A 25,278-nucleotide genomic window follows, 5' to 3' on the forward strand; every position below is an offset into this window, starting at 1 on the left:
TAGTCCATATAGTTTTCCTCTTATGACTTTTTAATAACAAAAAAACCATCTCACAAGGAGATGGTTCAAATTCGTCTATTGAATTATTTATTGATATTTACTGCTTGTGGTCCACGTTGACCATCTTCAATATCAAAAGTAACTGCTTGGCCTTCATCTAAAGTCTTAAAGCCTTCACCTTGGATAGCTGAAAAATGTGCAAACACATCTTGTCCATCTTCACCAGTGATAAATCCAAAACCTTTGTCTGAGTTAAACCATTTTACTGTACCGTTATTCATATATATTTCCTCCTATTACGTAGATCATACGTGTTTTGTTGCAATTAACATTACTTGGTAAAAGGAGTTTTTATAGTGTGAATATATCGCTCAGATTACGTTTCAAATTAGATTACTTATTTAATATACCATGTATTACCTAAGAATACAAACATTTACGCTTATTCTTTTGATTCATCATTCTAGTAGCATAAATTTGTACCATTCACATTTTTATTTTGTCAATGTGTACTCAATACCATGGATCGTAATATTTTTGATAGTATCAGGCCATCCTTTGCTCTGCCATTTCTCTTCATTTGCCTGTTTTTCGATTTGATCAGCACCTTGGTTATAAAACTTCAGTTGGTTTTTATTATACCAAGGATCTTTATGTGGATTTGGACTTAATTGGTAGCGATATTTCCCTGGGTTGATTTCATATCCTCTGTTCGTACCACCAAATGACGCTTCTCTCCATTTATACTGTTTTCCTTCTATTCTCATGGTACACCCTAGAAGGTAAGTGCCACTTTGTTCCTTTGCTGCCACATCTTTACTATTCCAAAACATACTCCCACTTAATAACACAGTTATACCTAAAACAATCACTAAAATTCTCTTCATGAAAAAATTCTCTTATCAGTATTTTTGAATTCGCTTAATCTTACAAATAATATGTGAAAAACATATTGAATTTCCCATGATTTTTACTAAGAATGAGCTTACGAAAACGACAAATCAATGTTCAATAAATACGAACAAAGATGTCTGCATACTTGTTTTACTTATTCAAATAACTGATTAATCGCTTAGTATGAACCGACCCTATTCATTCGGATCTTTCATTCATCAAATTTTTTTCTAATATCCGCATCAATCGTCCAAACCGATCATTTTCCTTAGCTACTTCCTGATAACCCCATTTTTCATATAACCCTTCATGTTGAGTTGTTATATATACACTGCCGAAACCAATTTCCTTTAGTTTATTTTCACCTGTTGCAACTAATTTTTGGCTGATATGCTTCCCTCGATATTCTGGCGCGACAAAAACAGTGGCAATGTTAGGCGTGTAGTCCTTCGTATCAATAATGTCTTTTTTTACAAGAGTACAGAATCCTACAACAGGATTTCCATCTTTTGCAATAATCACGGATTCCCAATCTGTAAATTCTTGTTTTTCCATTTTTTCTGCTATATACTTTGCTGCTTTCCATTCAAATTGACGAATAGAATGAGCTACTGAAAGCCAATCAGAATGTTCTTGGGTTATAATGACGTATTTCATATACTTTTCCTCTTTTCTAATTACTTTAAGAGCATTTGATTTTCTGATTTTACGCGTATTAAAAATAGCTGTATGTTTCAAAAACTTAATAAAGTGACAGAATAGTTATTCTTTTTTGTTCGATCTATTCTCTAATGTCCGAAAGAATCATCTATTATTCTTTGAATTTTATGAATGATACAAAATTCATGTATTCCTTATCAACTACTTATGGTGATTCTTGCTATCTCTACCTACTGATCATTAAATAATAGTTTACTTAATTTTTCAAATGTTTCCAAAATTTTCGTATCTATTCCTAATAACAAAAAAAACCATCTCACAAGGAGATGGTTCAAATTCGTCTATTGAATTATTTATTGATATTTACTGCTTGTGGTCCACGTTGACCATCTTCGATATCAAAAGTAACTGCTTGACCTTCATCTAAAGTCTTAAAGCCTTCACCTTGGATAGCTGAAAAATGTGCAAACACATCTTGTCCATCTTCACCAGTGATAAATCCAAAACCTTTGTCTGAGTTAAACCATTTTACTGTACCGTTATTCATATATATTTCCTCCTATTACGTAAATCATACGTGTTTTGTTGCAATTAACATTACTTGGTAAAAGGAGTTTTTATAGTGTGAATATATCGCTCAGATTACGTTTCAAATTAGATTACTCATTTAATATAGCACGTATCACCTCAGGATACAAATTATAACTCTCACCAACTGTTTTTTTGAGCTTATTATCTAAATAGTCTTATGTAACTTTGGTTCAATTGATATCGATACCTTCTTGAATTTATTTTGTAGATACTATCCACCTTATCCCCTTTCGTTTTAATTGAACTGTCTATTAAATAGGTTAATTTGCATTTTGGCTCTCGGTTTATTGTATTCTATCTTGAACCAAAAAATACTTTACCTAACAGATGATCGTAGCTCTATTCAAGCTAAATACTACTTTTCTTTACTCAGAGTATATTTCAAAAAGCCACTATCTAACTAGAAATAAAAAGGATGGCTAAATCAGCCATCCTTTCGTTTTGGGTACCAGAATGGGTACCACATTTTATTTCGAAGGGAACATATTTTGAGCACTGATTTTTTATCAGTAATCTAACCCCCATCTTACAGGCGTTCGTTCAATTCTTTCGCAAGGTCTTCAAACCCTGGTTTGCCTAGTAGAGCAAACATGTTTTTCTTGTAAGCTTCTACTCCTGGTTGGTCGAATGGGTTGATACCATTCAAGTAACCTGAAATGCCGACAGCAATTTCAAAGAAGTACATTGTGTAACCTAATGTGTAAGCATCCATTGTAGGGATTTTAACTAATAGGTTTGGTACATCGCCGTCTGTATGAGCTAATAATGTACCTTCAAAAGCTTTTGTATTTACAAAGTCGATTTCTTTTCCTTGTAAATAACCAAGTCCGTCCAAGTCTTCTGCTTGTTCTGGAATCGTAATCGATTTACGTGGTTTTTCAACTTTTACGATTGTTTCGAAGATATTGCGACGTCCTTCTTGGATGTATTGTCCAAGTGAGTGCAAGTCTGTTGAGAAGTTTGCACTTGAAGGGTAGATTCCTTTTTGATCTTTACCTTCTGATTCGCCGAATAATTGTTTCCACCACTCAGAGAAGTATTGCATTCCTGGTTCGTAGTTGATCAATAATTCAGTAACTTTGCCTTTACGGTAAAGAATATTACGCATTGCTGCATATTGGTAAGCTTCGTTTTCTTCAAGTTTGTCGCTTGAATAAGCTTTGCTTGCATCGGCAGCACCTTGCATCAAGGCATCGATATCTGCTCCGCTTGCGGCGATCGGTAATAAACCAACTGCTGTCAATACAGAGAAACGTCCACCGACATCATCAGGAATCACAAATGTTTCCCATCCTTCTGCGTCTGCTTCTACTTTAACAGCCCCTTTTGCTTTGTCTGTTGTAGCGTAGATGCGTTTGTTTGCTTCTTCTTGACCATATTTTTTAACAAGTAATTCTTTGAATACACGGAATGCAATGGCTGGCTCAGTCGTTGTTCCTGATTTTGAAATGACATTTACTGAGAAGTCACGGTCGCCGATCACTTCGATCAAGTCAGCAAGATAAGTTGAGCTGATTGAGTTTCCAGCGAAGAAAATTTGTGGTGTTTGGCGTTTGTCGCTTCCCAACAAGTTGTAGAAGGTATGTTGTAAGAAATCGATTGCTGCACGAGCGCCTAAATAAGAACCACCGATACCGATGACCACAAGGACTTCAGAATCAGATTGGATTTTCTTAGCAGCAGCTTTGATACGAGCAAATTCTTCTTTGTCGTAGTTCGTAGGTAGGTCGATCCATCCTCGGAAATCGCTACCTGCGCCAGTTCCTTCTCGTAATAATTTGTCTGCAGCAGTAACTTGACTCTGCATATAGCCTAACTCATGTTCATTGACAAATGGTGCAACTTTTGAATAGTCAAAATGAATGTGTGCCATTTTTGTTCCTCCTTAAAAGTTTCAATCTACAGATATACTTTACGTTTTTTTTTATTATTTTTCAAGCAAATATGCGAGAAGCTTCTAATATTTGCAAGAAACTTCCATTTTTTAGACTAAACCTTGCATAGCCATTACTTTTGCGACTTTTTCAAAACCTGCCACATTGGCACCAAGCAAAAGATTTTTTTCGTTGCCAAATTCTTTGGCAGTTTGACGACACGTTTGATAGATCGTCGCCATGATCTCGTCGAGTTGTGCATCGACTTGGCTGCTTTCCCACACTAATCGTTGTGAATTTTGGCTCATTTCTAGCGCAGATACAGCTACACCACCAGCATTGGCAGCTTTTCCTGGACAATACCAGATGTCTGCTTTTTCATAGACTGAAACAGCATCTAATGTGGATGGCATGTTCGCACCTTCTGCGACGATCTTCACGCCATTTTCTACAAGGATCTCTGCCAATTGTCCGTCGATTTCATTTTGTGTTGCACAAGGTAAAGCAATGTCAGCCGCTTGTTTCAATGTCCAAACCGATTCATTTTCGTGGTATTCAGCCGATGAGCGTTCTTTGGCGTATTCTGTTAAACGGGCTCTTTTGACTTCTTTTAATTCTTTTAATAGATCAAGATCGATACCTTCTGGGTCATAGATATAGCCACCTGAATCAGAACAAGTAACGACTTTCCCACCCAGTTCATGGACTTTTTCGATTGCATAGATTGCCACATTCCCACTACCTGAGACCATCACTGTTTTGCCAGCAAATGAATCTTGTTCTTCGTTCAATAGATGTTTCACATAATAAACTAAGCCATAACCTGTTGCTTCTGTGCGGATCTTACTTCCCCAGAAATCTAAAGGTTTACCTGTCAAAACACCTGCATCATATTGTTTCAATCGTTTATAGGCACCATACATATAGCCGATCTCACGAGCACCTACACCGATGTCGCCTGCCGGTACATCAATTGAAGGTCCGATATGTTTTGCCAGTTCCAACATGAAACTTTGACAAAAGCGCATGATTTCATTATCCGATTTTCCTTTTGGATCAAAATCACTTCCGCCTTTACCGCCACCGATTGGTAGGCCTGTCAGGCTGTTCTTGAAAATTTGTTCAAATGCTAAGAATTTTAAAATACTCAAATTGACACTTGGATGAAAACGTAAGCCACCTTTATATGGTCCGATGGCTGAATTGTATTGGATTCGGTACCCACGATTCACTTGCCAGTTTCCTTGATCATCTTGCCAAGGAACACGGAATTGGATCACTCGTTCTGGTTCAACTAAAATCCCTAGAATATTTTTTTCAATGTATTCTGGATTTTTTTCTAAAAATTGGATGACCGTAGGCATAAATTCATCGACCGCTTGTAGAAACTCGATTTGGCCGTCATCTTTTTGGTGAAGTTTTTCTTGTATCGCTTGTACGTATTCTTTTGCATTTGACATAGGTTCACGCTCCTTTATTCATCTGACTTTATTTTAGCTTATTTCAATCATAGGTCAAAACATTTTCTGCGAATCGTCTTCAAATATGCTACACTCTCTGTGAGGTGAGAAAATGGAAAAAACTTATGACGTGATTGTTGTTGGCGCAGGAACAAGTGGCATGATGGCTGCAATCAGTGCAGCCGAGTATGGTGCCAATGTCTTGTTGATCGAAAAAAATAAAAAAGCAGGAAAAAAATTATTGATGACTGGTGGCGGTCGATGTAATGTCACAAATAATCGCCCTGTTGATGATTTGATTGCGCATATCCCAGGAAATGGTAAATTTTTATATAGTACATTTTCTCAATACAACAATTTTGACATCATGGAATTCTTTGAATCACAAGGAGTTCACTTAAAAGAAGAAGATCACGGACGGATGTTTCCAGTGACAAATAAATCAAAAACAATCATTGAAGCGCTGGTTCATCGTCTGAATGAATTGAACGTCACGATGTTTTTTGGCGAACGTGTAGAAAAATTGATCCATAAGGACAACCAAATCTATGGTGTGCGTACTGAATTTGATGAATTTAAAGCAAAATGCGTCATTTTGACGACTGGTGGACGCACGTATCCTTCTACAGGTGCAACAGGTGATGGGTATAAATTGGTCAAAAAAGTAGGCCACACGATCACACCACTTTATGCAACAGAGTCTCCTTTGATTTCTGAGGAGTCATTTATTGCGGATAAAGTGTTGCAAGGTCTTTCTTTACAAGATATTACGTTACGTGTCTTGAACCAAAAAGGAAAAGTGATCACGGAGCACACGATGGATCTTTTATTTACCCATTTTGGGATCTCTGGACCAGCAGCTTTAAGGTGTTCCAGTTTCATCAACACTGAGTTACAAAAAACGCAGGCACCTGTAACTGTTTCTTTAGATTGCTTCCCGACGAAGTCAGTCGAAGAACTGATACGAGAGTTAGTGGAACTAAGTAAAGAATCGAAAAAGAATTTGATCAATGCGTGGCGTGGTTTTCTACCTGAACGTCTACTCCAATTTTATCTTGAACGGCTAGAAATGACCGAACTAACTGGTAGCCAAACATCTGAAAAACAAATCCAAGAATTTGCTGAATTATGTAAAAACTTTGAGCTATTGATCCATAAGACATTTCCCATCGAGAAATCTTTTGTTACTGGTGGTGGCGTTTCATTAAAAGAAGTCAATCCAAAAACCATGGAAAGCAAAGTATTGAACGGACTGTTTTTTGGCGGTGAATTACTTGATGTAAACGGGTATACAGGTGGCTTTAATATCACGGCAGCTTTTGCTACGGGACGTGTTTCAGGAATGCACGCAGCGATGCAAAGTCAATGGTAAGAGAAAAAAAGCAAAACATTGCTTGAATGAAACATCCATGAAAGGCAACGCGTGTCGTTCGCCTTTCATGGATCGATCTTTCAGCATTTGTTTTGCTTTTTGTTTGTGGTTTTTAAATTTTGATATCGACAAATGTTGCATTGGTCAACTCAGCGATTGCTTCTGGAGCAAGTTCCATTTGAAGTCCGCGTTTTCCAGCAGAGATAATGATCTGGTCATATTCTTTTGCCTGTTCTTCAATAAATGTTGGGAATAATTTTTTCATACCAATTGGCGAACAGCCACCTCGAATATATCCGGTCGTTTTTTCCAAGTCCTTGAGATGGAGCATTTCTACTTTTTTATTGCCGGAGACTTTTGCTAGTTTTTTTAAATCAAGTTCAGTGCTTCCTGGAATAACGGCAACGATCGGACCTGTGTTATTCCCCACTGCTACTAATGTTTTAAAAATTCGTGATTCACTTCCTGGCAACTGAGCAGCAACGGATGAGGCACTGATATGTGCTTCATCCCAAGCATATTCATGTTCTGTATAAGCAATCTTTTTTTGTTCTACCATACGGATAGCATTAGTTTTTACTGGTTTCTTCTTTGCCAAAATCTTCACCTTCGTCTAGCTTAATTTTCATTGAGTAAACTAATGATTTGTTTTAATTCTTTAACTGGTAATTGGCCAGGTGCAGAAGCTCGTGTCGCATCTAACGCACCGAAAGTGATGGCTGAACCTGTCACGTTGCCTGCTAGTCGAGAGACCATGCCAAGCTCACCCATTGACATAGTGACTAGAGGCATTGACACAAACGCATGAGCGCGACGAGTCAATTCCATCATCCGCAAAACATCACGTTCATTATTTGGCATCACAGCAATTTTGCCAATACTTGCACCAAAATGTTCCATCATATTCAAACGATACAGCAAGACCGGATCTGCTGGTGTTTCTTTAAAATCGTGACTACTGATGACCAGTGGGATCTGGCGGCGGTGGATATCATGGAGCAGATCCTTTTCCATACTTTCGATTTTGAACAACTCAATATCTAGCATTTCCACTAATTCTGTGTCGATCAAAAATTTATACAGATCGTGGTAGTCTTTGATTGAAATATCTTGCGTTCCACCTTCTTCTAAGGTTCGAAAAGTCAAAAGCAATGGTAGTCTTTCTAACATTTCATAGATCAGTACTAACGTTTCCTTTAGTTGTTCTTTGTTGAAGACATCATGATAACAATCAAGACGCCATTCAGCTAAATCAGCACCGGCTTCCCTCGCTAGGATTGCTTCTCTCAGAAGTTCTTCGCGAGTTGTACCTGTCAAGGGCGCACAGACTTTTGGACGTCCAGTACCAAATCTTACTCCTTTTACTTGAAACATTGACTTCACGCCCTCTCTATTTTTTTATTTCATAAACAAATACCTTTAAATAATTTCCTTCTGGGAAAGAATCAATGGTTTGAAAATCATCAGGCAAACGATAAACACCGCTGATTTGGTACTCATACTCAGCAGAGATTAGTTCATCTTCGATCATTGCTTGAAATTGATCAATCGACACATTGGCTGCATTTGTTGAGGCAATCAGGATTCCTTCATCGGCTAAGATCGACAAGCTATCTTTCACCATTTCACCATAATTTTTGGCTACACGAAAGACTTTTTTCTTGTTCCGAGCAAAACTTGGAGGGTCCAAAACGATTACATCATAAGAGAAACCTTTACGTTGTGCATATTTAAAGTATTCAAAAACATCCATGACGATGATTTTATGGGCATCAGGTGTCAACCCGTTGACCTCAAATTGTTCACGAGTTTTTTTCAAACTTCGTTTTGCTAGATCGACACTTGTCGTTTCTGTTGCCCCACCCATAGCAGCAGCTACAGAAAAAGCACCGGTATAGCTAAACATATTCAGTACTGATTTCCCTAAAGCTAAGCCATCGATCAATGCTCCTCTGACTTCTTTTTGGTCAAGGAAAATCCCTGTCATTAGACCTTCATTCAAATAAGTGGCATAAGTCACTCCATTTTCTTGGACAAGTAGTGGTTCTTTGGCCTCTTCTCCAGTCACATGCTGGCTCTCCGGTAATCGTGTTGTTTCAAAGCGAATTTTTTCGTAGATTCCGACAATTTCAGGATAAGCAGCTTGAAAAGCTTTTAATAAAACTTCACGAGCCAAATATAAGGTTTCATTGTACCAAGAAAAGACAGCAAAGCTATCGTAGTAGTCAATGATCAAACCACCGATCCCATCTCCTTCTCCATTGAACAAACGAAAAGCTGTTGTCTGCTCATCATTAAAATAGCTTGTCCTTTTTTCTTTAGCTGTCAGAAATTTTAGTTCAAAAAATGATTGATCAAATGGTTCATCTTTTTGGCTGAGTACCCAACCAATCCCTTTGTTTTGTTTTCCTAAATAGCCTTTTCCTAAAAATTTTCCTTGCTGATCAATTAATTCTACCCATTCTGTCGTTTTTTTCATTTGGACTAGATCTTCTTCTTGGATCAATGGATAGCCTTTTAAAAATTTCTTGACTGCTCTTTTTTTTATTGTTAGTTTCATTGGCTCACCTGCTTTTTCATTCTCCCTTTTAGTATAACAAAAAACACGCTTCTTGTCTTAGAGATTCCTTGTCTTGTAGGTAGTTTTCCTTAGAAAAAAGCTAAAATAAAAACTCCTTATCTCCCACTAAAACTAAATACACAGTGTTCCGAAAGTAGCTCCTTCAGAAAACATTTTGAAAAAACGACAATTTGAAGAAGGATTTCCGATTTTTCATCATGATTTTTCAGTGCTGAGCACTTCTGTCTCCCTCTTCATGTGTAGATTTTTGTACAAAACTTAGCGATCTTAAAGAAAATCTTAATCTATCAAGCTTGATTTGTACTTTCAATTGACACTATTTTGGTCTACTAGTAAAATGGTTAGGAGTATGTGAGTCGTGAGTATGTTTCATGTCACTCTTTTTTTATGTAAGAGTGCAGAAAGGAAGATTAATTTGAAAATAAAAACACCCGCTTTTTTAAATAAAAGGCTCGGATTTTTTTCTTTACTAGCAGTTTTGTTATGGGTCAAAACGATTGCTACTTATCTATTTGATTTCCATTTAGGGATTGAAAGTGGCATCCAATATTTTATCTTGTTCATCAACCCGATCGCAACGACTATCCTTCTTTTAGGGATTGCCTTATATGTTAGACGAACGAAAGCAGCGTATATCACGATGCTTGTCATCTATTTCTTGTTGACCTTGCTCTTATTTTCTAACATCATCTATTATCGTGAGTTCACTGATTTTATTACGATCAACGCGATCCTAGGCGCCGGAAAAGTCGCAAGTGGTTTAGGCGAAAGTGCCTTACGGTTATTCCGTCCTTATGATGTCCTTTATTGGATCGATATCATTTTGATCGTCGGACTTTTAGCAACGAAAAAAATCAAAATGGACACACGTCCTGTACGCGCTCGAATGGCGTTTGCTTTTACTACTTTAGCAGTGATGATCTTTTCAGGAAATCTCTTTTTAGCTGAAGCAGATCGTCCAGAGTTATTGACACGTACCTTCTCTCGTGATTATTTAGTTAAATATCTTGGACTGAACGCGTTCATGGTGTACGACGGTATCCAAACCTACCAAACAAACCAAGTACGAGCTGAAGCAAGTCCAAATGATATGAAAGAAGTAGCGACTTACGTCAAAGAACATTATGCTCAACCAAACCAAGATCTCTACGGATTAGCTGAAGGTAAGAATGTCATCTACATCCATTTAGAAAGCCTACAACAATTTGTGATCGATTATAAACTGAAAGACGAAAATGGCGTAGAACATGAAGTAACGCCTTTCTTGAATAGTTTGTTCCACAGTAATGAAACATTTAGTTTTGACAACTTCTTCCATCAAGTAAAAGCTGGTAAAACAAGTGATGCAGAAACATTGATGGAAAATTCATTATTCGGGTTGAACCAAGGGTCCCTATTTACTCAACTTGGTGGTAAAAATACTTTCCAAGCGGCACCAAATATTTTAAAACAAACAAAAGGGTACACCAGTGCAGCATTCCATGGGAATGCTGGTACATTCTGGAACCGTAACGAAACTTATAAGAGTTTTGGGTATGATTACTTCTTTGATGCTTCATACTATGACGTGAATGACGATAACTCATTCCAATACGGTTTACATGACAAACCTTTCTTTGAACAATCCGTCCAATATTTAGAACGGATGCAACAACCTTTCTATTCAAAATTCATTGCTGTATCGAATCACTTCCCTTATTCAAAATTCACGAATGAGGAAGCTGGATTCCCAGTAGCAAATACGAACGATGAAACAATCAATGGTTACTTTGCGACAGCTAACTATTTAGACACAGCGGTAGAAGAATTCTTCAACTATTTAAAAGCAAGTGGCTTGTATGAAAACTCAGTCATCGTCTTATACGGTGACCACTATGGGATCTCTAATACAAGAAACAGATCTTTAGCTGAATTAGTTGGTAAAACAAGTTCGACCTGGACAAATTTTGACAATGCAGCGATGCAACGCGTGCCATATATGATCCATATCCCTGGACAAACAAAAGGCGGAATCAATCATACGTATGGTGGCCAAGTCGATGCTTTACCAACATTGCTTCATTTGTTAGGTGTTGATTCAAAAAATTATATCCAATTAGGACAAGATCTCTTCTCACCTGATAATAACCAGTTAGTTGCTTTCCGTGATGGTGACTTTGTTTCACCTAAGTACACCTATTATGGTGGAGCTGTCTACGATACCCAAACAGGTGAAGTCCTATCCGATATGACTGAAGAACAACAAGCAGAAGTTACTGCCTTACGTGAAGCAGTCAGCAAGCAACTCGCTGTTTCAGACCAGATCAATAATGGCGATCTACTTCGTTTCTATACAGAAAGTGGTTTAGAACCACTTGATACTTCTAAGTTTGATTACAAAAATGGCTTGCAACATCTAAATGATGCCGAGCGTTCACTTGGTGACAAATCAACAAGCGTCTTCAGTGAGAACAACAATCAAACGACACAAAATCTTTACGAAACAAAAACTTTCCAAGATATCCATGGTATTCCTACCGAGGAACCTACGGATAGTGAAGATTCAGTGGAAAACAACGAATGAACAACGTGACAACAAGTAGCTAATGTCATCACTCAACGAACAGCACTCGAGGAAATCCTTTCTTCGAGTGTTTTTTTGATTTAAAAACTAGATATAAATAGATTTGCTTATTCCTACTCAGTGATTTTTTTCTTACCAGCATCTTACCAGCAATATTGAAGGAGCAAAGAGATGCTACTAACCATATTCGATACACCTCTGTCTTCTCATACATACTCTAAGTCTGAAACGATTAAAATTCCAGATAAATCATTTCATTCTTGGCGACTCATTGCTCGTTCATTGATCTTGACATGGATATGAGTTTTAGCACTGGATCTCATAGTACGACCAAAGGAATAGCAGCACTAAAGAAGTTTTTTTACGCCTTCATGTTCCCTTCGCTTGTCCTACTTGATCAGCCTTCCTTTATTTCGGTTTTTCACTAAATGATTTTCATACTTTATTCATATTCATTTTTTATACTATTCTTGAGGTGAAAAGTATGAATATGATCCGTTATTCTACCGCACGATTACTTTATTACAAAAAACAAACATTTCTATATACTTTGTTTTCAAGCTTTTCTGCTTTTCTATTATTGATCAGCTTTAACTTATATAATCTACAAACCACTTTACACAAACAAATCCAAGATCGGGTGTTGATATTTGATGCTTCTGATGTCAAAGAGAACTTGCCTTCATCAGAAACGCTTCAACAAGCCTATCTGGTTGTGATCAGTTGCATACTGGCACTGTTTGCCTTGTGTTTCTTTTTTTTCTTTTTACTCTCACTCTATCGTCATCGTATGGAAATCATCAATTGGCGATTAGCGGGTCTTTCCAAACCAAAAATGTTCTTTTTTGTTTTTTGGCAATCCTTGATTCCATTAGTCCTGAGTTGTCTTGGCGTTCTTTTGATCGTTTTTGCTTTCCAAAATGGCTATCAAGCTTTACTCCAAAAAATCAATTTGGCTCTATTAGATTTCTTCGAACTACCGAATTTACCAAGTGTCTTTTCATCTGGAAATGGTTTATCGATCTCGATTGACCAAAATAGTTTTTTTATGATCGACTTTTTTAGCGATAACTTTTTAGTAGATACCTTAAAAGGGATCGGACAGACGATCATTTGTTTAGTTAGTATTAGCACATTACTTAGTACGTGTCTTTTCATGATTTCAAATCGACTTTTAAAAAGAAAGAAGCTGATCATTGATGAACCAACATGATTCACTGATATCATTTAGCGGTTTTACCGTTCTGATCGGTTCGAAAGCCGAACAACAGGTGATTTTCACAGAGATCAAAGCACAACTCCTTGCTTCAGAACGAACAGATCTGATGATCGTTCAAAAAAATTGGCCGTTCTTTCCTTACCTTAATTTAAAAGAACAAGTATTTTTGGACATCCCCGAAAAACAAAAAAAAGCCAAACAGGAACAAGCGCAAGCTAAGCTAATGATTGATTCCTCGTTGCTCAAGAAATCAGTAAGTGAATTGAGCACGTTTGAAAGAATCAAATTACAACTGATGCATGCGATCCTTGCCGATAAAAATAAACTGATCATTGAAGACCCTATCGATGATTTGTCCATTATCGAAATTCAAGAACTTTTGACAAATCTTTGCGATTTAGTCAACGATCATTCTTTTTCGATCTTATTGTTGACGCATGATCTTTCCATTGCCGAAAGTCCCTATGTCACTGATTGTAAAGAAGCGAGTTGACTTGTGCTTGTTGCTCTCCATCAAAAAAACCGTTAAAACAAGAGAAACGTCTTGTTTTAACGGTTTTTGATTTAGTTATCATTCGATTTCAACATCTGGTAATTTTACAGTAAATGTTGTTCCTTTTCCTAATTCGCTTGTTACGTCGAGTTTTCCTTTGTGCAATCGCACTAATTGTTGAACGATCGGTAACCCTAAACCGGATTCGCCATATTTTGTATTTTTTCTAGATGGATCAACTTTGTAATAGCGATCCCATATACTTTTCATTTGTTGTTCTGACATACCAATACCGGTATCGGTCACTTTGATGATCGTTTCAAGATACCCTTTTTCTAATGTGACTGTGATCGTTCCATTTTCAGTGAATTGGATCGCATTTTGAATAATGTTGACCATGATCTGTACAAACCGATCATAATCAGCGTATACGTCTAATTGTTCAGGTGCTTCTAAAATCAATTGATTACCCGCAGCTTCTGCTTTTGCTTCCAATTGGGCGACAATATTTTTTAACGTTTCTGTCCCATCAAATTTTTTGATGACCATGCTGATTTGATTCGTTCTGATTTTTTCATAATCTAAATTCTCATTGACTAGACGAATCAAACGTTCGGTTTCATTTTTCATCAGTTTGATGGCATTTTCTCGTTGGTTTTCTGGGATGGCATTATATTCTAAGCCTTCTAACAAGCCATTGATGGTTGTTAAAGGGGTCCGCATTTCATGGGAAGCATCTGCCATGAATTGTCTGCGCCGATTCTCTTGTTCCTCGATTTCTGCTCGTGATTCTTTCAGTGAGTTGGTCATCTTATTGAAATCGTCTGCTAATTCGTCAAACTCATCTTTGTCATTTACAGGTAATTGCACATCGAAGTTGCCATTCGTGACTTCTTTTGTAGCATTTCTCAAACGATTGATCCGTTTGACTTGGAAAGCCGCAAAGGCATAGCTTGCGATGATCGCAATGATACTTGAGAAGATGAAGCCTTTGAAGAGATTCAAGGTGACTGATCGCACGCTATTGTCGATGTTTCTGGCTGGTTGGCTGACAACTAATCCCCCATAAAACTCATGATTCAAGTTGAAAGGAACCAATGCATAGGAAGTGGCTTGATTCTCTCCTGAGATATTTTTATTTGAAGTAAACTTGACTTGGCGACCGCTTCTCAAACTTTCCCATTGATCGGCTGTAATCGTAAAATTCAAGTAAACCCCAGCCGTTGGATAGATCACTCGCTCATATTTATCAATAAAGATAAAATTGACATTTTGTTCGGTTAATACTTGTTCAGTCAGTTCCAACGCATTTTGGAATGCTTGATCCTGATTGAATTGAGGAAACGTATCCGCAAAGGTTTGGGTCGTTTTCTCCACCGACTCGGCATAACCAAAAAGTTGTTGGTAATTATTTTCTTCGATCGTCTGCTTGGTCAATTGCGTAAAAGAAATACCGACGATCAAGATGATCATGGCGATCATCCCACAAAAAGCCAGTAATTGTTGGTATAAATAGCGCATCAGGCAACACCTGAATCATCAAATTTATAGCCTACTCCCCAAACGGTCTGGATCACTTGTGGTCCTACTTTCTCGATTTTTTGACGCAGTTTTTTGATATGGGCGTCGACGGTTCGTTCATCACCAAAATATTGATAATCCCAAACTAGTTCCAATAACTGTTCTCTTGAAAACACTTGTCTTGGTTTTTTTGCTAATGTAAATAAAAGATCAAATTCTTTTGGTGTCAATCCATCGATCGGTTGGTTATTCAAGTAGGCTTCACGCGTTTTCGTATTCATCTTGAAGTGATCGGTTTGGATGTCAAAATTTTGATCAGATAATGGATTTTCTTCTTTTGTTTCTACCAATTCGCTACGACGGTGTAATGCCTTCATACGTGCAATCAACGTCAAGGGACTAAAAGGTTTAGTGACATAGTCATCAGCTCCCATTTCTAAACCGATCACTTGATCACTTTCAGAATCTCGGGCGGTCAACATGATGATTGGTACCGTACTAGAAACTTTTCGGATTTCTCGTCCAACCATCATGCCATCCATTGTCGGAAGATTAAGATCCAACGTGACCATATCCCAATGTTGCGGATTCTCTAAAAACGCATCTAATCCTTCTTTACCGTCATATTTGAAGGTTGCTTCCCATCCTTCATTCAAAAAAAACATCTGCATCATTTCAGATACGGATTGATTATCTTCAATCATTAAAATGTTCATGCTCGTCTCCTCCATTTATCAAATCGTAAGTTTGTAATTTTTTTTCTGTTAATATAAAAATCGGCATGATCGGAAACACTAAGAGTAACATTTCAATAATAAAAAAATTGGTATGTCCTGTGATTTTTAATCCGTAGCCGATCAAGGTCATCAATAATCCAAAAATCAAGAAATATTTTCCGCTTGTTCGTTGGGCAATCCGCCAATGTTCGTCGGATCTTGTAGCACGTTCTGAATGATAACCATAGAAAGGTAAATTACCTTTAGAAGGCAAAATTAAAAATAAGAGCCCTATCAAGGTCAAAAAAAGACCAACTGTTAAAAAAATCATGATTTCACTCTCCAATCTCTGTCTATAGTATACTCTAAAATGGTTGCTGAACCAATAAGTTCAGTAATTCTTCACGAAACGTTTGTCTTTTGTTCATTCTTTGATAAGATAAAGATATTCAAATGAAAAAGGAGTTTTATTTGTGACAAACTATCAAGCAATCACATTTTTCGATCTCGATGGAACTTTATTAGATGGACATTCTAAAATAACTCCTGAGATCGCCGCAGCAATCCAAGCATTAAAAGACAATGATATCCTACCTGTTATCGCCACTGGACGGACAGAAATGGAAATCAAACAAATCATGCATGATGCAGGTATTACTTCCGCTGTAACAATGAACGGTTCTTGTATTAGCGTAGAGGGAGAAGAAATTTATTCTGTACGCTTTTCTAAAGAAGAATGCCAAAAAATGCGTGACCATATCGAAGAGCAAGGTCATGCCCTTTGTTTTTATAATAGAGAGAACATTTGGAGTACTCATCACACAGAGACGATGAGAAAAGCTTATAGCTTTATCCATTCAGATGTGCCACCAATCGATCCTTCCGCTTTTCAGGATCATCCGATCAATATGTTGCTGATTCTTTCCGAATCAGGTGATGAATATTATCATGAACGTTTCCCAGACATGACTTTTTACCGCAATAGTCCCTATTCGATCGATACGGTCAGAAAAGGTATTTCAAAAGGTGCAGGGGTCAAACGCTTAAAAGAAACATTAAAATTAGAGAATGTCCCAACTTTTGGTTTTGGTGACGGGCCGAACGATTTTGCCTTACTTGAAGCTTGTGATCACAAAATCGCGATGGGCAATGCTTATGATGAGTTAAAAGAACTTGCAACCTTCATTACGAAGAAAAATACCGAAGGCGGGATCGTTCACGCATTGAAGCATTTTGAATTGATTTGATTGTGGAACTGCTTAAACATGACAAAACGAAATAGCCGTCACTTTAACAGAGGACGACTATTTCTACTATACCGAATGAAATTTTTGGCGCCGTTTTTAGCGGCGCTTTCCAAAGGGACTGTTCACGCAGTTCCTTTTTTATTGTTAATCTCGCCCAAGACTGAGGATTCAGACATCGCCCCTAAGTCCATGAGTAGGGAATTTTATCTAGTCAACTTCTCTAAAATGACAAATATCCACCTTTATTTTACTATCTCTCAACCGCGGCTAAAAACCGAATCCTTGTTTTGACATCAGTCCATGTCGATCATCACTTCAACCGTTTGCAGTGGTACGTCATAAAATCGGTCTTCGCGACGGCCTAAGAAATCTTTGGCTTGCTGTGGGAATAACGCATAGCTTAAAAGATCTTCTGGTGATTTTGCATACTCACTGATTTCTTTTTTGAGTAGCGGCAATTGAGGTGCTAGTAAATCTGCGGGTCGCTCTTGGATCACTTGTTCATCGCCTATGATTGTTTGTTGGATGGCTTCAGCGATTGGTGCTGGAGAACGGCCATACAGTCCACGGACGTATTCTTTGATTTCAGTTGGGACGAGCTTATATCGCTCACCAGAGAGTACATTCATCAGCGCTTGCGTTCCTACCATTTGGGATAACGGAGTAACGAGTGGCGGAAAGCCAAGATCTGCTCGAACTTTTGGCACTTCTGCTAATACTTCTTCATATCTATCTTGTAATCCTTGTTCCGTCAACTGACTTAATAAATTAGATAGCATACCGCCAGGCACTTGATAAATCAATGTTTTAGGTTCAATGTCCTTGACTTTAGGATTCAACATCTCTTCATCTCGAAAACGATCTCTGATCGGATTGAAGTATTCTGCTATTTCTGTCACTTTTTTCATATCTAGCCCTGTATCATAACCCAGTTCTTCAAGCACCAAAGCCATTGATTCAGTTGCAGGTTGGCTCGTTCCACCCGCAAAAGAAGAGATAGCCGTATCGATGATGTCCGCCCCTGCTTCAACTGCTTTTAAATAGGTCATTTCAGCGATCCCACTTGTTGCATGAGTATGGACTTCTAATGGTAATGGAACAGCATCTTTGATTCGACTGATCAATTCGTAACCAGTTTGCGGGGTCAATACGCCCGCCATATCTTTGATACATAACGAATCTGCTCCAGTATCCGCCATTTCTTTTGCTAACCTCACAAAATAATCGATTGTATGGATCTCACTCGTCGTATAAGAAATAGCTGTTTGGCAATGGCCACCAGCTTCTTTAGCTGTCACAATAGCAGTCTGTAAATTTCGGACATCATTCAATGCGTCAAACACACGAATACTATCAATGCCGTTCTTGATCGATTTCTCGACAAATTCTTTGACTACGTCATCTGCATAATTTTTATAACCAAGGAGGTTTTGTCCTCGAAGTAACATTTGTAGCTTTGTTTGTTTGACTTGTGAACGAATCATACGCAAACGCTCCCATGGATCTTCATTTAAGAAACGTAAGCACGCATCAAAGGTAGCGCCACCCCACATCTCTAATGAATGGTAGCCTGCTTCATCCATCGTTTTCAAGATTGGCAACATGTCTGCTGTAGTCATTCTTGTAGCAATCAAGCTTTGTTGCCCATCACGCAAAACGGTTTCCATCATTTGGATTTTTTTTGCCATTTATTTCCTTCCTTTCTCAACGAGTTGCTGGATATGTGTGCGTATTATTTGAAGGGAATGTTTCTGTTCGCGACTACAAACTTTGGCTACTTCTTTACACACGTAACATGTCCGTTGGTTATATCCCAGCATCTCACGACTCAACTGCTGAATCTTTCCTTCTTCCCAAAAAAGTACATCAAGATCGACTAATCGACCATAGGGGCAAGTTTCTTCGAGTTCGATCATGCGCTTTTTTAGTCGTTCTTTTCTTAAAGGAAGAAGCAAAAAATACTCGTAACCTGTTTTTTTCTTACGATACAACTGGACCAATGGAGTGACCTCTGAAACACATTCTTCTATAGCTTCGACCACTACGTGAAAGACTTGTGCGATTTCTTCTGACGTTTTGACAGGACCTGGTATATTCATAGTTGTTGAAAGCAATACATGTTGCGGATTTGCTTCCAATAATTTCCTCTGTCTGTTGGCACGTGCCTCTCTTGCGATAAGGATTTCTTCATGCGTCACAGTCGGTCCATCGAATAATTTGCTACACATTTTTGACCACATCGATCAGTGTGCCATCACGATATTCCACCAAGGCAACGATCTTTTCGCCATACTGGATGGCTGAAGGTTCACCAACGATGGCATATGCTTTTTGTTTAAGCTCGTCGATCGTATATTGAGGTATATCTACACCCTTGAAATACTCGATCAGATCTTGACGTTGAGGATTGATGGCGATACCTACTTCCGTAACTAAGACATCAATGCTGGTTCCGGGAGTCACAACCGTATTGACATGATCAACAACAGTGGGTATCCGTCCACGAACGAGTGGCGTGATCACCAGGCTCATTTTACAACCCATACTTGTATCTGGATGTCCGCCAACAGCTCCACGAATCACTCCATCTGAACCTGTCATGACATTGACATTGTAATCCGTATCGATTTCTAACGCAGACAAAATGGCTGTATCTAACTGATTCACCATAGCACCTTTACTTGCTGGTGAAGCATACATACTTGCATCTATTTCATAATGTTGGTTGTTTTCGCCTAAAGAAATCGCAGATAAATGATCGAAATCCTGGACATCGATAATCTTTTCTACTAACCCTTCCTCCAGTAATTCCACCATCGCATTTGTAATTCCACCTAATACAAAACTAGCTGTCATTTGGTCTTTCAACATTGCTTCCCGCAAAAAGCGAGTAACAGCCAGTGCCGCACCACCTGTACCAGTTTGAAACGAGAATCCTTGTTGATAATAGGGAGAATGAGTGATGACTTTTGCTGCATACTCTGCGATCAAAAGTTCTTTAGGATTTTTAGTAAAGCGTGTCGCACCTTTTGCAATGCCTTCGGGATCACCTATCGCTTCCACTTCTACAACATAATCGACATCTGTCTGTGCAATACTGATTGGGATATTAGGAAAAGAAACTAATGTATCTGTGAGGATGACCACTTGATCCGCATATTTTGCATCGACCATGGCATAACCTAGTGATCCGCAAATGGCTTTTCCAGTGGTTCCATTGGCATTTCCATATTCATCCGAACTTGTCGCCCCTAAAAAAGCGACATCAATATGCAGATCACCGGATGCAATCGCTCGCGCTCGTCCACCATGGGAACGAATGATTACTGGTTTTTCCATGATTCCTTGCGAAATCGCTGCACCTACTTTATCCCGCAAACCGCTTGTGGTAATTCCTGTCACAACGCCATTTTTTATATGATCAATCAAAGGTTCATGGACATTTGCGATTGAACTTGGTGCGATCGTGATATCTTTGATTCCTAACGAGGCAATCTCTTCCATGACCTTATTAAGTACAAAGTCTCCTTCACGGAAATGATGATGAAAAGAAATCGTCATTCCGTCTTTCAGACCAGTTTTTTCAATGGCTTCTTTGAGACTTCCCACTATTTTTTTCTCATTTGGACGGACAGGATGGATATTTCTACTGGCTTCTTTGAATGGTTCAATATGGACCAACTCACCTTCGTACAGACGGTGAGCAACTGTTGCTGATTGTGGAATCTCTTTACCAACTTTATTTACATCCATTTCTAGATCTCCTCCTCTCGGATCAACTTCGCCGCTTTGGCAAGAGCAATCACTCTTTCTGCTCGCTCGACGATTGGTTTATCCACCATCTTGCCATTCACAGAAATCACGCCTGAACCTTTTGCTTCTGCTTCTTGGATGCCCCAGATCACTTCTTTCGCTGCTTGGATCTCTTTTTCTGTTGGTTCATAAAGGGCATGGACTAATGGAATCTGACGTGGGTTGATCACTGATTTCCCATCAAAGCCTAGTTGTTTGATCAGACGGACTTCTGCTTGAAATCCCTTAACATTTTCAACATCTGAATAGACAGTATCGATTGCTGCAATACCAGCAGCTCGGGCTGAATGAAGGATCATATTTCGAGCAAAAGACAATTCTTGTCCATCGGGATATCGTTGGGTTTTCATATTGGTCACATAATCTTCGGCACCTAACGCGATGCCAACTAACCGTTTGGAAGCTTTAGCGATTTCTCTTGCATTCAATACCCCTTCTGCAGATTCGATCGCTGCCATCATTTTTGTGGTTCCCACTGGGATTTGATAGGTTTCTTCCACTAAAGTGATGACCTGATCGACCTCGATGATGTCTTGTGCGGTTTCTGTTTTTGGCAAGCGAATGACATCGATCCCTGCTAATACCATTGCTTCTATGTCTTGGTCACCCCCAGCCGTCAATGCGTTGATTCGAACGACCGTTTCTACTTTGCTATAGTCAAATGTTTTTAATGCCAAATGAACAAGCAAACGTGCCGAATCTTTTTCTTTTAAAGATACGGCATCTTCCAAATCAAACATGAGTGAATCTGCACCGTATAATGGTGCATCTCTCAGCATCGCTGCATTTGCACCAGGTACAAACATCATCGTTCTCCTTAAACGTTCCATGAATTGATCTCCTTCCAATCATAGCGATCTTGCTTTCCAGCTCGATGGACTGCTGTAATTGTCCTTGCCTGGATCGTGCAATCAAGCGCACCTTTATCGACAGCTGTTACTTTGGCTGCTTCAATGCCCAACTGTTGTAGGGTGTCCATAATGACTTTTCTGATTTGGTGACCAAATTGTTTTTCGACATTGCTTGTCAAGGAAAGTTCAATCCCTTTTTCTATCTTTGGATCGATCGTGATCATGATATCACTGGATTCAATTGTTCCAGCCACTGCACTTTGATAAATTTTCACTTCCTGTCACCTCTATTACGTTTATGATTTTTGATATAGTGATAAGTCGAAGCAGGCAAATACGCTTGTAATGTCTGCACGTCATTTTCTTGTAAGGCTTTTCGGACTTTTGTTGCACTGATTGCTTCGTTTTTGATATATTTTCGCGGTAGGACAATCAAAGAAAGCGATTCTCCAAATACCTTTTTCAACGTTTCATTATAGATTTCAGTTACCTTAGAGTACGGTTCTTCACCGACAAATCGACTTTCAATTGCAAGTATCGGTGCAATTTTTTCTTTAAAAAGATGCGCATCCAAAGTACCTTGTGCTTTTGCCGCTTCTTCTGTAGCATGTTCCTTTAAAAAATAGGCAGGAAATGTGGCGGAAGAAATCAGATAATCTTCTGTCGGCAAAATCGTGACATTTTTTACATGCGCGACCCCTTGCTTGACCATCTCTAAACGATCGGAAAAGGAAAATTCTGAACGATCTTCCGAAAGGATAAAAAGATAGACTTGGTCTGCTTGTTTGGCTGCACATTCTACCAAATACTGATGTCCTTTTGTAAAAGGATTGGCATTCATCACAATGCCACAGCCTGTACCTTTTTTCTTTTTTGCCTTCAACATGGCAAGATAATCTTGAAAGTCAGGTGTACCTCGTTCCATAAACAATATGGTTTCAGTGGTAATGATCTCTTTAAATCCCATGGCATGAAAAATCGGGTGATTACTAGGACTTGTGTAGACAAAGAAATGCCTTTTGTTTTCTTCAGATAAATGATCAATTAATTGCTGAATGATCTTCGTCAATAAATTTTCTGATTGGAAATCTTTCGCAACAGCTAAATATTTTAAAATATTTCGCTCATAAGAACCGGTTGCAATCAGCCGCTCTTCTTGATAGATCCCAACGGTATAGTCAACTTTTTCATTCAGTGTGAGACCGGATTTTTCGATCAACTCCATCCATTGTCGATAGACTTGAGCATCCTTTTCCACCCATAATCTTTTGATTGTATACATGTACCAGACCTTCTTTTTATTTTCTTACTGGAAACAAGCGACTGAGTAGCATTGATGCGAGATAAATAATCAAGATAACAACGAACACGCCACCCCATCCTAAAACTAGTAGTTCAAGAGATTTGATTAAATCTGCTGACATCGTTTATTCTCCTTTCTTATACTAATAAGGCGAGCAATAAGCCACCGGCAATCACTGAAGCAATCTGACCAGATACATTGGCTCCAGCTGCGTGCATCAAAATAAAGTTCTGTGGGTCTTCTTCTGTTGCCATTTTCTGAATGACGCGACTAGACATTGGAAAAGCAGAGATTCCTGCTGCTCCGATCATTGGATTGATTTTCTCTTTTCGGAATAAATTTAATAATTTAGCAAATAATACTCCACCGATCGAGTCCATAATGAACGCAACCAATCCTAGACCGATAACCATCAACGTATCGATCTGTAAAAATTCTTCATACTGCATTTTGACCGAAATGGCGATCCCTAATAATATGCTGATGAGATTGACTAACTCATTCTGAGCAGTGATCGACAAACGATCTAATACCCCACATTCTCGTAACAAGTTCCCAAACATCAAGAAGCCAACAAGTGGCAAAGAAACAGGCGCAATCAAACCAGCGACGACTGAAATAACTAACGGAAAAAGAATTTTTGCTGTTTGCGACACTTCCCCTGCACGATAATTCATTCGAATACGTCGCTCTTTTTTAGTCGTCACAGCTTTGATCGCAACTGGCTGAATGATTGGCACGAGCGCCATATACGAATAGGCAGCCACCATGATGGCACCCATATATTTCGAATTCAACGTGTTCGCGACAAAAATGGAAGTTGGTCCATCCGCTGCTCCGATGATGCCAATAGAAGCTGCATCATTCAAGTCAAAACCTAATAGGATCGCTACGATGATCGTAAAGAAAATCCCAAATTGTGCGGCGGCTCCAAAGAGTAATAAAAATGGATTTTGTAACAAGGGGCCGAAATCGATCATTGCACCAATACCAATGAATAATAAGAGCGGAAATAGCTCCGTCGTAATCCCCATATCAAACAAAATTTGGAATGCGCCGGCCTCACCCCCGGCACTCAGCACCCCTGAATTAGGGAAATTGACTAAGATCGTCCCTAACCCCATCGGTACGAGTAACGTTGGTTCATATTCTTTTTTTATCCCAAGGTACATGAGGACTCCGCCAATCACCATCATCACGATGCGTCCCGGCTCTTGCCCCATGCCAATAACTCCTTCAATAAGTGTTTCCACACATGTCACTTCCTTTTTACTTAATATTGAATATTAAGAATCGCCAAAACGACTCTGTTTTCAAAGCGAACATTTAACTGATCGTGATGAGCGGATCACCAGGATTCACCATTTCTCCTTGACTGATATGGATACCAGTCACTTGACCAGCTCTTCCAGCAACGATTTCATTTTCCATTTTCATCGCTTCTAAAATCATCAAAGGCTGATTGATTTCCACTGCCTCCCCAACTGTAACTAACAGACGAGAAATCGTGCCTGGCATCGGCGAAGTCATCGCATCCGCTCCCGCTTCGACTGAGGATTTCGTTTCTGGTACAGTTGTTGAAACATCTGCTGGTGCGACCACTTCAACTGGTGTAGATCGTTCTGGTGTTGGGACTGGATTCGTTTGCGGACTTCCACCGATTTCTTCCATTTCCACTAAATATTCTTTTCCATCAATTGATATTTTGAATTTCCGTAACATTTTTTCTCCTCCAAAGCATTTATTTTTTGGCTATTTTTCGTATAATAAACTGACTATTTGGATTGGTTCCCGCTGCTACACCTGTAGCAATCAGTGAAACCAAAATTGCTTCCGGATTTCTCTGTTTGATTTTTTTGATGATGAATCGACTCTCCGGATCATATTCTGCTGCTAAACTTGCAGCTACCACACTGACAAGCTGAACATCAGCTGGCGCAGCATCAATATATGCAGGAACCGATTTCAATTTATCCTTCTTTTCTTTGTTCCCTTCTACTACTGAGGGGGTTGGCTCCACTGCTGGTTGTTGCTTATTTGTTCGTTTGGTAAACAGCCACATCTTTCTTGCTCCTTTCTTCTTTTCTGTCCTTATTTTTATTATAGGATGATTCAACCAA

General features: G+C 38.7%; 27 protein-coding genes. 5 read left to right on the top strand and 22 right to left on the bottom strand.

Annotation, left to right across the window (positions count from 1 at the left end):
* Positions 1-83: 83 nt before the first annotated feature.
* From EM4838_RS08680 to gdhA, 6 genes are all read right to left on the bottom strand, one after another.
* Positions 84-281, bottom strand: a complete 198-nt coding sequence (locus tag EM4838_RS08680; protein ID WP_019722950.1) for a cold-shock protein — start codon at positions 279-281, stop codon at positions 84-86.
* Between the two features lie 213 nt (positions 282-494).
* Positions 495-887, bottom strand: coding sequence for a hypothetical protein (locus EM4838_RS08685; protein WP_071868102.1), 393 nt, complete (start codon positions 885-887; stop codon positions 495-497).
* Positions 888-1,092: 205 nt separating this feature from the next.
* Positions 1,093-1,551 carry a GNAT family N-acetyltransferase gene (locus EM4838_RS08690; RefSeq protein WP_071868101.1) on the bottom strand — a complete coding sequence of 153 codons (459 nt, stop codon included), beginning with the start codon at positions 1,549-1,551 and terminating at the stop codon, positions 1,093-1,095.
* Positions 1,552-1,903: 352 nt separating this feature from the next.
* Positions 1,904-2,101 (bottom strand): cold-shock protein, encoded by a 198-nt coding sequence (locus EM4838_RS08695; RefSeq protein WP_019722950.1) that lies wholly within the window; start codon positions 2,099-2,101, stop codon positions 1,904-1,906.
* Positions 2,102-2,671: 570 nt separating this feature from the next.
* Positions 2,672-4,018 carry a glucose-6-phosphate isomerase gene (locus tag EM4838_RS08700; RefSeq protein ID WP_019722952.1) on the bottom strand — a complete coding sequence of 449 codons (1,347 nt, stop codon included), beginning with the start codon at positions 4,016-4,018 and terminating at the stop codon, positions 2,672-2,674.
* Between the two features lie 111 nt (positions 4,019-4,129).
* Positions 4,130-5,479 (bottom strand): NADP-specific glutamate dehydrogenase, encoded by a 1,350-nt coding sequence (gene gdhA, locus EM4838_RS08705; protein WP_071866813.1) that lies wholly within the window; start codon positions 5,477-5,479, stop codon positions 4,130-4,132.
* Positions 5,480-5,591: 112 nt separating this feature from the next.
* On the opposite strand from gdhA, the gene EM4838_RS08710 reads away from it, so the two are divergent.
* A complete protein-coding gene (locus EM4838_RS08710; protein WP_071866814.1) occupies positions 5,592-6,851 on the top strand; it encodes a BaiN/RdsA family NAD(P)/FAD-dependent oxidoreductase in 1,260 nt (419 codons plus the stop codon).
* 112 nt (positions 6,852-6,963) lie between these two features.
* Here EM4838_RS08710 and ybaK read toward each other — a convergent pair whose 3' ends face one another.
* The 3 genes from ybaK to EM4838_RS08725 are packed head-to-tail and all read right to left on the bottom strand — an operon-like array spanning position 6,964 to position 9,411.
* Positions 6,964-7,449: a Cys-tRNA(Pro) deacylase gene (gene ybaK / locus EM4838_RS08715; RefSeq protein WP_010735105.1), complete on the bottom strand. Its 486-nt coding sequence runs from the start codon at positions 7,447-7,449 to the stop codon at positions 6,964-6,966.
* Between the two features lie 20 nt (positions 7,450-7,469).
* Positions 7,470-8,225, bottom strand: a complete 756-nt coding sequence (gene aroD, locus EM4838_RS08720; protein WP_071866815.1) for a type I 3-dehydroquinate dehydratase — start codon at positions 8,223-8,225, stop codon at positions 7,470-7,472.
* Between the two features lie 16 nt (positions 8,226-8,241).
* The gene (locus EM4838_RS08725; RefSeq protein ID WP_071866816.1) at positions 8,242-9,411 is read right to left on the bottom strand and encodes a class I SAM-dependent rRNA methyltransferase; all 1,170 of its coding nucleotides are present in this window, start codon (positions 9,409-9,411) and stop codon (positions 8,242-8,244) included.
* 385 nt (positions 9,412-9,796) lie between these two features.
* On the opposite strand from EM4838_RS08725, the gene EM4838_RS08730 reads away from it, so the two are divergent.
* From EM4838_RS08730 to EM4838_RS08740, 3 genes are all read left to right on the top strand, one after another.
* Positions 9,797-11,995, top strand: a complete 2,199-nt coding sequence (locus EM4838_RS08730) for an LTA synthase family protein (protein ID WP_373865792.1) — start codon at positions 9,797-9,799, stop codon at positions 11,993-11,995.
* A gap of 484 nt (positions 11,996-12,479) precedes the next feature.
* Positions 12,480-13,208, top strand: a complete 729-nt coding sequence (locus EM4838_RS08735) for a hypothetical protein (protein ID WP_019722957.1) — start codon at positions 12,480-12,482, stop codon at positions 13,206-13,208.
* Positions 13,195-13,707: a P-loop NTPase family protein gene (locus EM4838_RS08740; protein ID WP_071866818.1), complete on the top strand. Its 513-nt coding sequence runs from the start codon at positions 13,195-13,197 to the stop codon at positions 13,705-13,707. Before EM4838_RS08735 ends, EM4838_RS08740 begins: the two co-directional genes overlap by 14 nt.
* A gap of 78 nt (positions 13,708-13,785) precedes the next feature.
* Here EM4838_RS08740 and EM4838_RS08745 read toward each other — a convergent pair whose 3' ends face one another.
* The 3 genes from EM4838_RS08745 to EM4838_RS08755 are packed head-to-tail and all read right to left on the bottom strand — an operon-like array spanning position 13,786 to position 16,275.
* Positions 13,786-15,228: a sensor histidine kinase gene (locus EM4838_RS08745; RefSeq protein WP_019722958.1), complete on the bottom strand. Its 1,443-nt coding sequence runs from the start codon at positions 15,226-15,228 to the stop codon at positions 13,786-13,788.
* Positions 15,228-15,944, bottom strand: coding sequence for a response regulator transcription factor (locus EM4838_RS08750; protein WP_010735098.1), 717 nt, complete (start codon positions 15,942-15,944; stop codon positions 15,228-15,230). Before EM4838_RS08750 ends, EM4838_RS08745 begins: the two co-directional genes overlap by 1 nt.
* Positions 15,925-16,275 (bottom strand): SdpI family protein, encoded by a 351-nt coding sequence (locus EM4838_RS08755; RefSeq protein ID WP_034687740.1) that lies wholly within the window; start codon positions 16,273-16,275, stop codon positions 15,925-15,927. The genes EM4838_RS08750 and EM4838_RS08755 overlap by 20 nt, the downstream gene beginning before the upstream one ends.
* 142 nt (positions 16,276-16,417) lie before the next feature.
* Here EM4838_RS08755 and EM4838_RS08760 point away from each other — a divergent pair, with 142 nt between their 5' ends.
* Complete coding sequence (locus EM4838_RS08760) at positions 16,418-17,191, top strand: Cof-type HAD-IIB family hydrolase (protein ID WP_071866819.1); 774 nt, start codon at positions 16,418-16,420, stop codon at positions 17,189-17,191.
* 293 nt (positions 17,192-17,484) lie between these two features.
* On the opposite strand, the gene EM4838_RS08765 is transcribed toward EM4838_RS08760, so the two are convergent.
* The 10 genes from EM4838_RS08765 to EM4838_RS08805 form a co-directional block, all read right to left on the bottom strand.
* Positions 17,485-18,879, bottom strand: coding sequence for an oxaloacetate decarboxylase subunit alpha (locus EM4838_RS08765; RefSeq protein ID WP_071866820.1), 1,395 nt, complete (start codon positions 18,877-18,879; stop codon positions 17,485-17,487).
* Positions 18,880-19,419: a citrate lyase holo-[acyl-carrier protein] synthase gene (gene citX / locus EM4838_RS08770; RefSeq protein ID WP_081367430.1), complete on the bottom strand. Its 540-nt coding sequence runs from the start codon at positions 19,417-19,419 to the stop codon at positions 18,880-18,882.
* Positions 19,412-20,944 carry a citrate lyase subunit alpha gene (citF, locus tag EM4838_RS08775; protein ID WP_071866822.1) on the bottom strand — a complete coding sequence of 511 codons (1,533 nt, stop codon included), beginning with the start codon at positions 20,942-20,944 and terminating at the stop codon, positions 19,412-19,414. The genes citX and citF overlap by 8 nt, the downstream gene beginning before the upstream one ends.
* Positions 20,945-20,946: 2 nt before the next feature.
* Positions 20,947-21,834 carry a citrate (pro-3S)-lyase subunit beta gene (gene citE, locus EM4838_RS08780; RefSeq protein WP_071866823.1) on the bottom strand — a complete coding sequence of 296 codons (888 nt, stop codon included), beginning with the start codon at positions 21,832-21,834 and terminating at the stop codon, positions 20,947-20,949.
* Entirely contained in the window at positions 21,822-22,130 is a 309-nt protein-coding gene (citD, locus tag EM4838_RS08785; protein ID WP_071866824.1) for a citrate lyase acyl carrier protein, read from the bottom strand. Before citD ends, citE begins: the two co-directional genes overlap by 13 nt.
* Positions 22,127-23,137, bottom strand: coding sequence for a [citrate (pro-3S)-lyase] ligase (citC, locus tag EM4838_RS08790; protein ID WP_071866825.1), 1,011 nt, complete (start codon positions 23,135-23,137; stop codon positions 22,127-22,129). Before citC ends, citD begins: the two co-directional genes overlap by 4 nt.
* Before the next feature lie 16 nt (positions 23,138-23,153).
* Positions 23,154-23,279, bottom strand: a complete 126-nt coding sequence (locus EM4838_RS17020) for an OadG-related small transporter subunit (protein WP_086334846.1) — start codon at positions 23,277-23,279, stop codon at positions 23,154-23,156.
* A gap of 16 nt (positions 23,280-23,295) precedes the next feature.
* Positions 23,296-24,411: a sodium ion-translocating decarboxylase subunit beta gene (locus EM4838_RS08795; protein ID WP_034691433.1), complete on the bottom strand. Its 1,116-nt coding sequence runs from the start codon at positions 24,409-24,411 to the stop codon at positions 23,296-23,298.
* A gap of 73 nt (positions 24,412-24,484) precedes the next feature.
* Complete coding sequence (locus tag EM4838_RS08800; RefSeq protein WP_071866826.1) at positions 24,485-24,880, bottom strand: acetyl-CoA carboxylase biotin carboxyl carrier protein subunit; 396 nt, start codon at positions 24,878-24,880, stop codon at positions 24,485-24,487.
* 19 nt (positions 24,881-24,899) lie between these two features.
* Positions 24,900-25,220, bottom strand: a complete 321-nt coding sequence (locus EM4838_RS08805; protein ID WP_071866827.1) for a hypothetical protein — start codon at positions 25,218-25,220, stop codon at positions 24,900-24,902.
* Positions 25,221-25,278 lie beyond the last annotated feature (58 nt).

It is taken from the genome of Enterococcus mundtii, from assembly GCF_002813755.1.
Lineage (GTDB): Bacteria > Bacillota > Bacilli > Lactobacillales > Enterococcaceae > Enterococcus_B > Enterococcus_B mundtii.

Coding starts and splice junctions, on each gene's coding strand:
- EM4838_RS08745 (WP_019722958.1), bottom strand. CDS start 15,228: ATGCGCTATTTATACCAACAATTACTGGCTTTTTGTGGGATGATCGCC.
- aroD (WP_071866815.1), bottom strand. CDS start 8,225: ATGTTTCAAGTAAAAGGAGTAAGATTTGGTACTGGACGTCCAAAAGTC.
- EM4838_RS08800 (WP_071866826.1), bottom strand. CDS start 24,880: ATGTTACGGAAATTCAAAATATCAATTGATGGAAAAGAATATTTAGTG.
- gdhA (WP_071866813.1), bottom strand. CDS start 5,479: ATGTCAAATGCAAAAGAATACGTACAAGCGATACAAGAAAAACTTCAC.
- EM4838_RS08690 (WP_071868101.1), bottom strand. CDS start 1,551: ATGAAATACGTCATTATAACCCAAGAACATTCTGATTGGCTTTCAGTA.
- EM4838_RS08735 (WP_019722957.1), top strand. CDS start 12,480: ATGAATATGATCCGTTATTCTACCGCACGATTACTTTATTACAAAAAA.
- citE (WP_071866823.1), bottom strand. CDS start 21,834: ATGGAACGTTTAAGGAGAACGATGATGTTTGTACCTGGTGCAAATGCA.
- EM4838_RS08700 (WP_019722952.1), bottom strand. CDS start 4,018: ATGGCACACATTCATTTTGACTATTCAAAAGTTGCACCATTTGTCAAT.
- citF (WP_071866822.1), bottom strand. CDS start 20,944: ATGGATGTAAATAAAGTTGGTAAAGAGATTCCACAATCAGCAACAGTT.
- EM4838_RS08740 (WP_071866818.1), top strand. CDS start 13,195: ATGAACCAACATGATTCACTGATATCATTTAGCGGTTTTACCGTTCTG.
- EM4838_RS08755 (WP_034687740.1), bottom strand. CDS start 16,275: ATGATTTTTTTAACAGTTGGTCTTTTTTTGACCTTGATAGGGCTCTTA.
- EM4838_RS08725 (WP_071866816.1), bottom strand. CDS start 9,411: ATGAAACTAACAATAAAAAAAAGAGCAGTCAAGAAATTTTTAAAAGGC.
- citC (WP_071866825.1), bottom strand. CDS start 23,137: ATGTATACAATCAAAAGATTATGGGTGGAAAAGGATGCTCAAGTCTAT.
- EM4838_RS17020 (WP_086334846.1), bottom strand. CDS start 23,279: ATGTCAGCAGATTTAATCAAATCTCTTGAACTACTAGTTTTAGGATGG.
- EM4838_RS08750 (WP_010735098.1), bottom strand. CDS start 15,944: ATGAACATTTTAATGATTGAAGATAATCAATCCGTATCTGAAATGATG.
- EM4838_RS08685 (WP_071868102.1), bottom strand. CDS start 887: ATGAAGAGAATTTTAGTGATTGTTTTAGGTATAACTGTGTTATTAAGT.
- EM4838_RS08695 (WP_019722950.1), bottom strand. CDS start 2,101: ATGAATAACGGTACAGTAAAATGGTTTAACTCAGACAAAGGTTTTGGA.
- EM4838_RS08805 (WP_071866827.1), bottom strand. CDS start 25,220: ATGTGGCTGTTTACCAAACGAACAAATAAGCAACAACCAGCAGTGGAG.
- EM4838_RS08680 (WP_019722950.1), bottom strand. CDS start 281: ATGAATAACGGTACAGTAAAATGGTTTAACTCAGACAAAGGTTTTGGA.
- citX (WP_081367430.1), bottom strand. CDS start 19,419: ATGTGTAGCAAATTATTCGATGGACCGACTGTGACGCATGAAGAAATC.
- EM4838_RS08710 (WP_071866814.1), top strand. CDS start 5,592: ATGGAAAAAACTTATGACGTGATTGTTGTTGGCGCAGGAACAAGTGGC.
- EM4838_RS08730 (WP_373865792.1), top strand. CDS start 9,797: ATGTTTCATGTCACTCTTTTTTTATGTAAGAGTGCAGAAAGGAAGATT.
- EM4838_RS08765 (WP_071866820.1), bottom strand. CDS start 18,879: ATGGCAAAAAAAATCCAAATGATGGAAACCGTTTTGCGTGATGGGCAA.